The following is a 13,084-nucleotide window of genomic DNA, read 5'->3' on the forward strand; positions in this document are numbered from 1 at the left end:
TTATTTGGTAGATTTATTGATTCATAAAAATATAGATCAAAATACTTAATCACATGAAGAAAATTTTTATCGCGATTGCGGCGATTGGGCTTTTTTTAGGCTCTTGTACATCTGCGGATCAATATAAATTGACCGGGAAAGTTGAAGGTATGACTGAAGGAAAAGTTTATCTTTCTAAACTTCAGGATAATAAATTGGTGAAAACTGATTCGACTGAAATGACCGCTAACGGTTTTTCTTTTGAAGGAACAGTAACATCTCCGGATCTTTACTATATTGAATTGGAAGGTCAAAGGGGTGCAATTCAAGTGTTTCTTGAAAATACAGCTATTGCAGTTGATGCAAATGTTGAAAATTTAAGAGAAGCCAAGGTTGTAGGTTCATCAAATCAAGACATTTTAACCGCTTTTGGTGAATTACAGAAAGGATACCAAGAGAAACAACAAGCTTTGTACCCAGAACATCAAAAAGCAGCGGAAGCAAAGAATCAGGTTGCGATGGATTCTATCGAAGCTGAATTTAATAAATCCAAAGCGGATATGTTTTCAGCAAGTAAAGAATTTTTGAAATTGAATCGCAACACGGTTGCTGCAGCATTTGTAGCTTACCGAATTTCGTCTCCTCTTGAAGTAGCTGAAATGGAAGAAATTTATGCTTTGTTGGGTGAGGATGCACAAAAGTCATCTTATGCAACGCTAATTAAAGATAAAATTGAGGTATTGAAAAATGTTGCAATCGGTCAGCCAGCTCCTGATTTCACGTTGAATACTCCAGAAGGAGTTCCTATGAGTTTATCATCATTAAAAGGACAAATTGTTTTAATTGATTTTTGGGCATCATGGTGTGGACCCTGTAGAGGAGAAAATCCAAATGTCGTTAAAATGTACAAAGAGCTTCATCCTAAAGGAGTTGATATTCTAGGTGTGTCTTTAGATAATGATAAAGGAAAATGGTTAAAAGCAATTGAAGACGATGGATTGATCTGGAATCATGTATCTGATTTGAAAGGTTGGGGTTCTTCCGCAGCTAAATTATATGGTGTTAATGGAATTCCTGCCACAGTTGTTGTAGATCAAAACGGACTTATTGTTGCAAAAAATTTAAGAGGTGACGAATTAAAAGCAGCTATTGAAAAATTGATACAGTAATCTAGAAATAAACACATATTTGACCCGAGAGATAAATTTATTTATCTCTCGGGTCTTTTTTTGTTAGATGTCTGAGTTTTCACTAAATTCAAGTTCTAAATTAATTCGGTAGTCTATGTGATATCTGATAAAATTTAAAGAGGAAAATCTTTGTAGAAACAAAAAAACATCTACTTTTGTTATTTAAAGTAAATCTAAATAGAACATCATTCCAAACAATACAAATGCACTTAATAAATAAATTTACTCTGGTCTTGCTTGTTGGCATAATAATATCTTGTCAATCTGGTAAAATTGAGAAGGAAACCAATCTAATATCGGTTAGTATACTGCCTCAAAAATATTTTATTGAACGAATTGCTGGTGATGATTTTAAGGTTAATGTTCTGATTCCTCCTGGAGCCAGTCCTGCAACCTATGAGCCTACGCCGATGCAAATGAAAGATGTTGCCAAATCAATTGCATATTTCAGAATTGGTCACATTCCCTTCGAAACGGTTTGGTTGAATAATTTAGTGGAGGGAGCAGGCGAAATTAAAGTTGTAGATCTTTCGAAAGGAATAGAATTGATTAAAGGTATAGAGAAGCATGGAGATCATGTTCATGAAGGAGGAATTGATCCTCATATTTGGTCATCACTTAAATCAGTAAAAATAATAAGCCGGAATTTGTTTCAAGAGCTAGTTAAATTAGCTCCTAATAAGAAGGAGGTTTATGAGAAAAATTACCGAAAATTTCTTTCTGAATTAGACGAGATGGATCAATTTGCTGAAACTTCGTTGAGTCATAAAAAAGGAATGTCGTTCATGATTTTCCACCCAGCTCTAACTTATTTGGCAAGGGATTACGGCTTGCATCAAATCTCTGTTGAATTGGATGGCAAGGAGCCTTCCCCAGCTCACATGAAACATTTGGTTGAGGAAGCAAAACGATTAGAAATAAAGCAGGTTTTTGTTCAGAAACAGTTTAATGTTGAGAATGCAAAAGCTATTGTTTTCGAGATTAATGGTGAAGTTGTTTTAATTGATCCTTTGACTGAGGATTGGTTGAATGAAATGAAACGAATCATCAACATACTTAAAGACTGAAACTGTATTCGATGAAAAAAATTCTGGAATTAAAATCACTGACTGCAGGATACGATGAGAAAATCGTATTAAAAGGAGTGAATTTGGTTGTAAAAGAAAATGATTTTCTTGGAATTATCGGTCCGAACGGTGGGGGTAAAACAACGCTGTTAAAGGTGATTCTGGGTATTATAAAACCCGTGGAGGGTGAAATATTACCCAATGGTAATGATCGCTGTATTATTGGTTATTTGCCTCAAATCAATCAAATAGATAACAAGTTTCCAATTCCTGTGAAAGAGGTTGTCCTTTCGGGACTAATGTCTCATAAAAAGATATTTGGAAGATATAATAATGAGAACAAAAGGCGTGCAGATGAATTAATGTCTCAAATGGGAATTATTCATTTGAAGAATAAAAATATAGGAGAACTGTCAGGAGGGCAATTGCAGCGTGTGTTTTTGTGTCGGGCAATTATCTCAGATCCTCAATTATTAATTTTAGATGAGCCGGATACTTATGTAGATAGTAATTTTGAAGGTGAGTTGTATGAAATTCTCGATCAGTTAAATTCACATATGGCAATTATAATTGTATCTCATGATGTGGGTACGATATGCTCTCATGTTAAGACAATTGCCTGTGTGAACGAAACACTGTGTTACCACGATTCGAACGTGATTTCGCAGGAACAGCTGAAAGCTTATAATTGCCCGATTGATTTAATTACACATGGAGAAGTTCCTCACCGAGTACTAAAGCATCATCATTAAGATATGAACGAACTATTTGAATTGTTTCAATACAATTTCTTTTTAAATGCTGTTTGTGCAGCTCTTTTGGCAAGTATTTCCTGTGGGATTATTGGTTCATATATTGTAGCGCGACGAATTGTTTTTATTAGCGGAGGGATTACACATGCTTCCTTTGGAGGAATTGGTTTGGCTTGGTATTTAGGATTGAATCCGGTATTTGGTGCGGCTGTTTTTGGGGTTTTATCTGCTTTAGGAATAGAGTGGCTTTCGAAAAAAACAGATGTGAGACAAGATTCGGTTATTGGAATTTTATGGGCTTTGGGAATGGCATTGGGAATTATTTTTATTTATATGACTCCTGGTTATGCACCAAATTTAATGAGTTTTCTGTTTGGAAATATTTTAACGGTGGGAGCCTTGGATTTGTATCTGCTCTTAGGTTTATGCCTAATCACAATTGCAATCTTTCTCTTTTTGCTACGGCCTATTTTGTTTGTTGCTTTCGATGAAGAGTTTGCACGAACACAGAAAGCTCCGGTTCAGTTTTTAAACTATTTAATGATATCATTAGTGGCTTTGGCCATTGTTTTAAATATTAGAGTGGTTGGAATTATTTTGGTGATCTCGTTTTTGACAATACCACAGACAATTGCGAATATGTTCACAAGCGATTTTAAGAAAATGATTCTGGGATCTATAGCATTTGGTATTCTGGGTTCGTTTATTGGTTTGCTGGTTTCTTATCGCATTAATGCACCATCGGGAGCCACTATTATCTTTTCATTTGTGATCCTGTTTATTGTGGCGAAAATTGTTCAATTGGCAATGATTTCGGCAAAACGTAAGAAAAGCAGTCTGATGCAATCGGATAGATGAAGGTAAATCATCAGAATAAAAAAGAAAATATAACTTAGTAAAGCATAATTTATACTAACATAAAGAACAAAATAAAAATGAGTTACGATTTAATAGTAGTCGGAAGCGGTCCAGGTGGTTACGTAGCCGCCATTCGCGCTTCACAATTGGGTTTGAATGTTGCAGTTGTTGAACGAGCCGAATTAGGTGGAATTTGTTTGAACTGGGGGTGTATTCCAACAAAATCTTTGCTGAAATCAGCACAGGTATTTGAATATATGAAACACGCCGGTGATTATGGATTAGTTGTCGATGGTGAGGTTAAACCTGATTTTGAAAAGGTTGTTTCTCGTAGTCGCGGCGTTGCCGAAAAAATGAGTGGTGGAATTCAGTACCTGCTAAAAAAGAACAAAATTGAGGTAATCAATGGTTTTGGTAAGTTGGTGGGAAATAAAACTGTTGAAGTAACTGCTGAAGATGGAAGTAAATCCAATCATGAAGCAAAGCATATTATTTTGGCAACAGGAGCACGTTCCCGTGAATTGCCAAATCTACCACAGGATGGAAAAAACATTATTGGATATCGTAAAGCTTTAACTTTGGATAAATTGCCTGAATCAATGATTATTGTTGGTTCTGGAGCAATTGGATCTGAGTTTGCTTACTTTTATTCAACCATGGGAACTAAGGTAACTTTGGTAGAATTCTTACCAGAAATTCTTCCTGTAGAAGATGAGGAAGTGTCTAAGCAAATGGGACGCAGCTTTAAGAAGAATAAGATCAAAGTCATGACTAATTCTACTGTTGAATCAGTAGAAGGATCTGATGGTGATTTAAAAGTTAATATCAAGAATAAAAAGGGTGAAATTGAAGTGCATGAGTGCGAAATTGTACTTTCAGCAGTAGGAATTGCACCAAATACTGAAAATATTGGCTTGGAAGAGGTAGGAGTCGCAACTGAAAATGGCAGAGTTCTGGTTGATGAATATTTTAGAACCAATGTGGAAGGCGTTTATGCGATTGGAGATATTCTAAAAGGTCCTGCTTTGGCTCACGTTGCATCGGCAGAAGGAATTTGCTGTGTTGAGAAAATTGCTGGAATGAATGTAGAACCAATCGATTATACTACAATTCCAGGATGTACTTATACAGTTCCAGAGGTTGCATCAATGGGATTAACTGAGAAAGCTGCGAAAGAAGCTGGTTACGAATTAAAGATTGGTAAATTTCCTTTCTCTGCATCGGGAAAAGCAAGTGCTTCCGGAGCAAACGAAGGATTCGTTAAATTAGTATTTGATGCTAAATATGGCGAATTGCTTGGAGCTCATATGGTTGGTGCTAATGTAACCGAAATGATTGCAGAGTTAGTAACTGCACGTAAGCTGGAAACAACTGGTCACGAATTGATTAAAGCAATTCATCCACACCCAACTATGTCGGAGGCCATTATGGAAGCTGCTGCAGCTGCTTATGGTGAGGTAATTCACATCTAAAAGATCTGAATAATAATAGTAGATAAAAGAGGGCGCCCAAAAATGGGTGCCCTTATTTTTTACCAGAATATTATTTTTTGTGTAAGGCTATTTCAGAACGAGACATCAAAAAACAAAAAAGAGGATGACCTAATTTTGGACACCCTCTTCATTACAATTTTATGTGTATATTATTTCATCTCCTCTTTTAAAAATTGGGCTGTAAATGATTTTTCACATTTCACTAAATCTTCCGGTGTTCCTTCAAATAGAATTTCACCGCCATTTCGGCCACCTTCAATTCCAATATCAATTACATGATCGGCAACCTTAATCACATCTATATTGTGCTCTATTACGATTACTGTATTTCCTTTATTCACCAAACGGTTTAACACCTCAAGCAAAACTCTCACATCTTCGAAATGCAAACCTGTAGTTGGTTCATCCAAAATATACATGGTTTGTCCGGTATCTCTTTTTGCCAGTTCTGTCGCCAATTTCACTCTTTGCGACTCACCTCCGGAAAGTGTTGTTGATGGCTGGCCTAAAGTAACGTATCCCAATCCAACATCCTGCAAAACTTTCAGCTTAATTAAAATAGAAGGAATGTGTTCAAAAAATTCTACTGCCTGATTGATGGTCATATCCAACACATCACCAATAGATTTTCCTTTGTAACGAACCTCTAATGTTTCCCTGTTGTATCGCTTTCCGTTGCACGCATCGCAATGCACGTAAACATCAGGAAGAAAATTCATTTCGATGGAACGAACTCCGGCTCCCTTACAGGTTTCGCATCGACCACCTTTCACATTAAATGAAAATCGACCTGCTTTGTATCCGCGAATTTGTGATTCAGGCAATTTCTCGTATAATTTTCTTACATCACCAAACAAATTGGTATAGGTAGCAGGATTAGATCTTGGTGTACGACCTAATGGCGATTGATTCACTTCTACTACTTTGTCGACATTCTTAATTCCGCTAATTTTTTCGTACGGCAATGGATCGGCAACTGATCGATAAAAATACTGAGATAGAATGGGTTGCAATGTTCCATTAATCAAGCTTGACTTGCCACTACCGGAAACACCGGTAACACAAATAAACTTGCCCAAAGGCAAAGTAATACTTGCATTTTTAAGGTTATTACCTGTACAACCGTTCAAACTTATGGTTTTCCCATTACCTTTTCTTCTACTCTGAGGAATCTCAATTTTCTTCACTCCATTTAAGTAGAGAGCCGTTAAGCTATTACTTTTCAGGATGTCTTCAGGTTTTCCCGCAGCAACTACTTCTCCGCCATGCTTCCCGGCAAAAGGGCCCATATCAACCACATAATCGGCTGACAGAATCATATCTTTATCATGCTCAACTACAATTACAGAATTACCTGAATCGCGAAGTTGCTGCAGAGAATATATTAATCGTTGATTGTCTCTTTGGTGCAAGCCTATACTTGGTTCGTCGAGAATATACAGTACATTAACCAGTTGAGAACCAATTTGAGTTGCAAGACGAATACGCTGTGACTCTCCACCCGACAGGGTAACCGAACTTCGGTTAAGAGATAAGTACTCCAAACCAACATCCATTAAAAAACCTAAGCGGGATCGGATTTCCTTTAGTATCTCAGAACCAATTATTTGTTGTCTCTTACTTAAGTGCTGTTCCAAATCCTGAAACCATTCACTTAATAAGCCTAAATCCATACTGGCTGCATCCGAGATGTTTTTATCGTGGATTTTAAAATGAAGAGATTCTCTTTTTAGTCGATCCCCATTACAAGTATCACAAACTTTTGTAATAATAAATTGCTCAGCCCATTTCTTCGCCTTTTTGGAGGTTACATTGCTTTCCTGATTGGAAATGTATTTAATAACTCCGTCGAAACTAAGGAAATAATTGGAAGATGCTCCCAGCGGCGTATTATCCAATTTGAACGTTTCACTGGAACCATCCAAAATAATACTAAGAGCCTCATCGGGAATATCTTTAATAGGCGTATCCATCACAAAATGATACTTCCGGCCAATTGCTTCCAACTGCCAAAAAATCAATGAGTTTTTGTATTTCCCTAAAGGCACAATTCCACCTTCCCGAATACTCAAATTGGTATCGGGAATAATCTTATCCATGTCAATGGCATTTACCCGCCCTAAACCTTTACATTTTGGACAAGCTCCATGCGGAGAATTGAAAGAAAAACTATGTGGTGCCGGTGTATTGTATGAAATTCCAGTGGTCGGGCACATCAACAAGCGACTATAAAACCGAACATCATCGGTATCCTTATCCAGAATCATGGTAATTCCTTTTCCATGCTTCATGGCAGTTTGTACAGATTCTTTTAAGCGCTTATCGCCAACTTCCTCAACCACCAATTTATCAATCAGAACTTCAATGTTATGATTTTTGTAACGATCGACTTTGTAACCGTGAAAAAGCTCAACAATTTCACCATCAATACGTGCATACAAAAAACCTTTGCTACGAATCTGCTCAAATAATTCCTTATAATGTCCTTTGCGACCTTTTACAATTGGAGCCAGAATCAAGATTCTCTTCTCCTTGAATTTTTCGTGAATTAAATCGATAATTTGCTCATCGGTATACTTCACCATTTTCTCGCCCGTCTCGTATGAATAAGCAATACCTGCTCTGGCATACAGTAGTCGAAGAAAATCATATAATTCGGTAATTGTTCCAACCGTGGAACGAGGATTCTTATTGGTGGTTTTTTGCTCAATAGAAATCACCGGACTCAAGCCAGTAATTTTATCCACATCCGGACGCTCCATTCCCCCCAGAAACTGTCTGGCGTAAGCAGAAAAAGTTTCTACGTATCTCCTTTGTCCTTCGGCATAAATCGTATCGAAAGCCAAAGAGGATTTTCCACTTCCACTTAACCCAGTAATAACTGAAAGTTTATTCCTGGGAATGCTTACATCTATATTTTTGAGGTTATGAACACGTGCACCAAAAACTTCAACATTTTCAGTTTCCAATTGTCCTTCCGAATTTTTGCTTTTTTTACTCTTGATACTCAATTTACAATCTCCTTTTACATCCTCTAATTCGTTACTTTACAGAAACCGAATCTATTGGATTTTTATATTCAGAAAATGCAAAATTAATATATCCTTTGGCAGGAAGAGTAATTTCGTACTCTTTTTTATATTTATTTGTTAGGTAAGCTTTTCGCAACCAAGGATTAAAATGCTTTAGTAGTTTATAATTAACACCGTTTTCCTTTGCAAAGACAGCAAAATCTTCAACATTCGTAGTGATTTTCACCTTGTAGGTTGGAATATTTGGATACAAATCAGAGTCCCTAAACAGAAACCCAAAATCAGCTGGATTTTCCATTATTCTTTTTATTGCCATAATTCGAAATACATACCGCCCTGTTTCATCTCCTAAAAGTAAGTCGAAATAACTTCCTGCATCCTGCTTTTTTAATTGCTCACTTACAAATCTTCTTCCTGCATTATAAGAGGCGGCCACTAAAGTCCAGCTTCCATATTTTTCATATGATTGCTTCAGATACTTACAAGCAGCTATTGTCGATTTTTCAATATTATATCTTTCATCAACCTCAGTTTCGACTTCCAGACCATAATCTTTAGCCGTTCCTTGCATGAATTGCCAGATTCCTACAGCACCTGCCGGTGATTTTATCGTAGGCACCAATCCACTTTCGATCAATGCCAAATATTTAAAATCATCAGGTACTCCCTGCTCTTTCAAAATAGGCTCGATGATAGGGAAGTAACGATTCGCCCGCTTAATGAAAAGTAGTGTTTGAGACTGCCAATATGTATTCACAAGCAATTCCCGATCAAAAGATTCTTTCACATCCCACCTTTCCAATGGCACTTGCTCACCAGCAAACATGATATTCCCAGGTGTTTTCAATGCATACACATTGTATTTACTCATGTATTCACTTCCAATATGCTCGGTTGTTGGGTCATCTATTTTTGAATAGTTAAACAATTGGGCGGCCAAATAAAATCCCCCCAGAATAATCAGAATAATGCTACTATTTTTTAGTGAAGTATATAAGTTCATGTTTGATTTTTTAATTGGTTCCCAAAAGTATAAGATTCTACTGTATTTAATCAAAAAAGTTCTATAAAAAATCTTATTTACACCATTAAAAAACTGTAATTCGTCAAGAATGATTCTAAATAATTAAAATGCCTTATTTATATTTTTTATTGCGAAAAAAATGCAACAAATTACTTTTAAATCCGTTATGTACTAGATAAGCTATTGCATCACAATGCTTAAGGTGATTACTAATCTTTTTCCAAAATCTAACAGAATGAGAACCTTCTTTTTTCTTCTCTCGTCCCTTTTGGTTAGCGTATTCTTTACAGCATGTGATGGTGAAATAATTATCCATTTTCCTACAGACATAATACAAGATTCCAGAGTTTCCGATTCAACCTTTCAAATTCTCCTGGATGATTCCAAACTTCTTTGTCTGAATTTGTATTTGAATGATGAAAGCAAAGAACTAAAAGATATTGCAATAGATGAATCAGATGTTGGGCCGATTGTCGCGGCTCTTCAAATGGTTTTTTTAGATTCATTACTCCAAGCCAGTCAGGAAATCCGAGAATATCAAATACATACTCTTTGTCCAATTCAATTACACGAAGGTATTTTGAAGTCCGACACTACGAACACTTACATCAATTCATGGTATCATAATGGTTTTTCGACCCACGGATTAATAGATAATTACATCTATCAATACGGCATCGATTTAGATTCCATTGGGAACAACCAATACAAATACAAATCAAAAATTGGCATTAATTACATGGCATTGGCTTCTGAATTAAAAAAACTTCCATTTGTTCTTGATGCTACATCAAGCTCCTGTATTGGTGATGGATCTCAAATAGAAATTATTGATAACACCTCCGATTACATTCACCTAATATACAGTTACGGATGGGGCGATTGTCCTGCTGGATGCATTAAGAGGCATTATTGGGAAATTGGTGTGTATGGATCAGGTATTGTTGAGTTAATCGCAGAATCAGGCAATAATTTACCGTAAAAAATCAGTCCAACCACACTTTTACATTTATCCAAAATAAAACAATACAAGGAGCTATTCCTTTATCTTCAAAATTTTTCCTCCTTACTACTGAAATTCTTTTTTTAGTTGAGCCTTTTTTCTAAATTCACTCCTCTTAAAAAAAGAAAATATGCGTTACAATTTTGATGAAATTATTGATAGAAACAATACGGACTGCTTAAAGTACGATAAACTTGAGGCATTCTTTGGAAAACAAGATCTTCTTCCACTTTGGGTTGCCGACATGGATTTTAAAGTGCCCCCCTGCATTTCCGAAGCAATCATAAAAAGGGCAAATCATGAAATTTACGGTTATTCTTTTCGAAGTGATGATTGTATAAAAAGCATTCAAACCTGGCTTCAAACAAGACACAATTGGTCTGTTCGTAAAAAATGGATTTCAACAAGCCCAGGAGTTGTTACAGGTTTGTCCCTTTTACTGATGAGTTTAACCAATGAAGGTGATAAAATTGCTGTTCAACCGCCGGTTTACCATCCTTTCTTTCATGTTGTAAATGACACCAAGCGCGAGTTGGTATACAATCCTTTAATCAGAACCGAAACGGGCTACGAAATGGATTTTATACAATTGGAGGAACTCGCTAAAAACGGCTTAAAAGCATTAATTATTTGCAATCCGCACAATCCGGTTGGTAGGGTATGGAATGAACAGGAGTTGCTTAAACTTGGAGATCTTGCCAAGACTTACGATTTTTTTATTATTTCGGATGAGATTCATCAGGATTTGATTTTTAAGGGACACAAACATCTTCCGCTTGCTTGCTTGTCCAATGATTTAAATCAAAGAACAATTACCTGTATTGCTCCTTCGAAAACATTTAACGTTGCCGGTTTATCAAGTTCGATAATTATAATTGCGAATCCTGAGTTTCGAAAAAAATACAAGCGAATGGTCTCTGCTCTGCATTTGGATTTGGGAAATTTATTTGGACACGTTGCCATGCAGGCTGGTTACGAGGAAGGAGCCGAATGGTTAGATCAGTTGATGGAATATCTGGAAGGGAATGTTAATCTTGTGCGGGATTACTTACAGGAACACATTCCGGATATTAAATTGATTGAACCAGAAGCAACCTATTTGCTTTGGCTCGATTACCGCTCACTTGGCGTTTCAACTGCAGACTTCCATGATTTATTGATTAACAAAGCAGGTTTGGCTGTCAACAATGGTACAAAGTTTGGCCCTGAAGGAGAAGGATATCTGCGGATAAATATTGGCTGTCCACGATCTATCCTAGAGGAAGCTCTGAATAAAATAAAATTTACAGTAGATCAATTAAAAAAATAATACTCATTTAAGGCTTACTTTTCACCTAAATGTGGAGTCGGGGGTTGAGAACTAGATTAGTCCTAATGTATCTTACGAAATTAAACGACGATTAATTGTTGGTTTCTGCACAAAACTTCAATCTGTTTTTTTACACACAAAACCCCGATAGGATACTGTCGGGGTTTTATTTTTATTGAGGATAAGACAATCCCCATTGTTGAAAAATGACTCCTATTGGATAAATTGATAAATCTATTGGGGAGAAAAGTCATCTATTGGTTGATATAAATGTCCTATTCCCTCAATTTTCCATCTACTGCAAAAAAAGGTCACTATTGTGAGGGGTTCAGCGAGTCTACTTATTCTTTCACCAATCTTTTAGACAAACACTTCCAACTTACATCCCTCATCAACGGCCTTTTTCAAAAAATCCATTAAATTAAGTTCGCGCATCCATCAACTTCTTGTTAGCTGATTAAATTCTAGTACTTTTGCAAACCTAACACACACCTTTTATGCACTGGAATAAACCTTGGTTTCAATTCTTGATTTTACTACTACTAGCCTTTATTTGGGGATCTTCTTTTATTCTCATGAAAATTGGATTGAAAAGTTTTAGCAGCGAACAGGCAGCAGGAATTCGAATACTTTTGGCCTCGCTGGTGCTTTTGCCTTATTCTATCAAAAATTTAAAGTTTTTGAAAAAAAAGGATCTGAAAAGCCTTTTGATTGCAGGATTTATTGGCAGTTTTATCCCAGCTTTTCTGTTTACCAAAGCACAAACTCAAATTGACAGTGCATTGGCTGGCATGTTGAATTCACTAACCCCAATATTTACTTTGGCTATTGGAATACTACTCCATAAAACAAAATTCAAATGGCTGCAAGTAACTGGTTTGGTTATTGGACTAATTGGTGCTTTGGGTTTGATTACTTCAGGTAAGGATTTGGCTCTGGGAAATGTGAACAGCTATGCCTTGCTAATTGTTCTCGCAACAGTCTTTTACGGAATCAACATCAACGAAATTAAATCGAAATTATCTCATTTAACAGGTATTCAGATTACCTCACTGTCTTTCTTTTTTACGGGCCCGGCTGCGCTGATTTATTTAGCAACTACAGATTTTGAGCCCGTACTTCAATCGCCAAACTGGCCAATTCATTTCCTCGCATTAGCGGCTTTAGGAATTATTGGCACCGCCTTGGCTATGCTGCTAATGAATAGCTTAATTAGATATAGTTCTGCTATTTATGCCTCATCGGTAACTTACATTATTCCTGTTTTTGCAATTTTATGGGGCGTGCTTGATGGAGAGAACATTACCGTTCTGCATTTGACTTGTATGGCAATTATACTGTTGGGCGTTTATCTTACAAATAAAAAAAGATAAGGCA

General features: G+C 36.4%; 10 protein-coding genes. 8 read left to right on the forward strand and 2 right to left on the reverse strand.

The features are described 5' to 3' along the window. The first annotated feature begins 53 nt into the window (after positions 1-53). From ALGA_RS12165 to lpdA, 5 genes are all read left to right on the forward strand, one after another. On the forward strand, positions 54-1,148 hold the full coding sequence (locus ALGA_RS12165) for a TlpA disulfide reductase family protein (RefSeq protein WP_096429553.1): 1,095 nt from the start codon (positions 54-56) through the stop codon (positions 1,146-1,148). Between the two features lie 224 nt (positions 1,149-1,372). After that, complete coding sequence (locus tag ALGA_RS12170; protein WP_096429554.1) at positions 1,373-2,236, forward strand: metal ABC transporter solute-binding protein, Zn/Mn family; 864 nt, start codon at positions 1,373-1,375, stop codon at positions 2,234-2,236. Between the two features lie 11 nt (positions 2,237-2,247). Continuing rightward, complete coding sequence (locus ALGA_RS12175) at positions 2,248-2,988, forward strand: metal ABC transporter ATP-binding protein (RefSeq protein ID WP_096429555.1); 741 nt, start codon at positions 2,248-2,250, stop codon at positions 2,986-2,988. A 3-nt stretch (positions 2,989-2,991) separates the two neighbouring features. Further along, positions 2,992-3,846: a metal ABC transporter permease gene (locus tag ALGA_RS12180; RefSeq protein ID WP_096429556.1), complete on the forward strand. Its 855-nt coding sequence runs from the start codon at positions 2,992-2,994 to the stop codon at positions 3,844-3,846. 77 nt (positions 3,847-3,923) lie between these two features. After that, positions 3,924-5,318: a dihydrolipoyl dehydrogenase gene (gene lpdA / locus ALGA_RS12185; RefSeq protein WP_096429557.1), complete on the forward strand. Its 1,395-nt coding sequence runs from the start codon at positions 3,924-3,926 to the stop codon at positions 5,316-5,318. Positions 5,319-5,488: 170 nt separating this feature from the next. Here lpdA and uvrA read toward each other — a convergent pair whose 3' ends face one another. Together uvrA and ALGA_RS12195 are read right to left on the reverse strand one after the other, a co-directional pair. Then, positions 5,489-8,344 carry an excinuclease ABC subunit UvrA gene (gene uvrA / locus ALGA_RS12190; protein WP_197705768.1) on the reverse strand — a complete coding sequence of 952 codons (2,856 nt, stop codon included), beginning with the start codon at positions 8,342-8,344 and terminating at the stop codon, positions 5,489-5,491. A gap of 37 nt (positions 8,345-8,381) precedes the next feature. Next, a complete protein-coding gene (locus ALGA_RS12195; RefSeq protein WP_096429558.1) occupies positions 8,382-9,374 on the reverse strand; it encodes a lytic transglycosylase domain-containing protein in 993 nt (330 codons plus the stop codon). A gap of 256 nt (positions 9,375-9,630) precedes the next feature. Here ALGA_RS12195 and ALGA_RS12200 point away from each other — a divergent pair, with 256 nt between their 5' ends. From ALGA_RS12200 to ALGA_RS12210, 3 genes are all read left to right on the forward strand, one after another. Next, positions 9,631-10,377 (forward strand): hypothetical protein, encoded by a 747-nt coding sequence (locus ALGA_RS12200; protein ID WP_145957623.1) that lies wholly within the window; start codon positions 9,631-9,633, stop codon positions 10,375-10,377. A 151-nt stretch (positions 10,378-10,528) separates the two neighbouring features. Beyond that, the gene (locus ALGA_RS12205; RefSeq protein WP_096429560.1) at positions 10,529-11,707 is read left to right on the forward strand and encodes a MalY/PatB family protein; all 1,179 of its coding nucleotides are present in this window, start codon (positions 10,529-10,531) and stop codon (positions 11,705-11,707) included. A 497-nt stretch (positions 11,708-12,204) separates the two neighbouring features. Continuing rightward, positions 12,205-13,080 (forward strand): DMT family transporter, encoded by an 876-nt coding sequence (locus tag ALGA_RS12210; protein ID WP_096429561.1) that lies wholly within the window; start codon positions 12,205-12,207, stop codon positions 13,078-13,080. Positions 13,081-13,084: the final 4 nt, after the last annotated feature.

The sequence above is a fragment of the Labilibaculum antarcticum genome, from assembly GCF_002356295.1.
Taxonomy (GTDB): domain Bacteria; phylum Bacteroidota; class Bacteroidia; order Bacteroidales; family Marinifilaceae; genus Labilibaculum; species Labilibaculum antarcticum.

Coding starts and splice junctions, on each gene's coding strand:
- ALGA_RS12210 (WP_096429561.1), top strand. CDS start 12,205: ATGCACTGGAATAAACCTTGGTTTCAATTCTTGATTTTACTACTACTA.
- ALGA_RS12200 (WP_145957623.1), top strand. CDS start 9,631: ATGAGAACCTTCTTTTTTCTTCTCTCGTCCCTTTTGGTTAGCGTATTC.
- ALGA_RS12170 (WP_096429554.1), top strand. CDS start 1,373: ATGCACTTAATAAATAAATTTACTCTGGTCTTGCTTGTTGGCATAATA.
- ALGA_RS12195 (WP_096429558.1), bottom strand. CDS start 9,374: ATGAACTTATATACTTCACTAAAAAATAGTAGCATTATTCTGATTATT.
- ALGA_RS12175 (WP_096429555.1), top strand. CDS start 2,248: ATGAAAAAAATTCTGGAATTAAAATCACTGACTGCAGGATACGATGAG.
- lpdA (WP_096429557.1), top strand. CDS start 3,924: ATGAGTTACGATTTAATAGTAGTCGGAAGCGGTCCAGGTGGTTACGTA.
- ALGA_RS12180 (WP_096429556.1), top strand. CDS start 2,992: ATGAACGAACTATTTGAATTGTTTCAATACAATTTCTTTTTAAATGCT.
- ALGA_RS12205 (WP_096429560.1), top strand. CDS start 10,529: ATGCGTTACAATTTTGATGAAATTATTGATAGAAACAATACGGACTGC.
- ALGA_RS12165 (WP_096429553.1), top strand. CDS start 54: ATGAAGAAAATTTTTATCGCGATTGCGGCGATTGGGCTTTTTTTAGGC.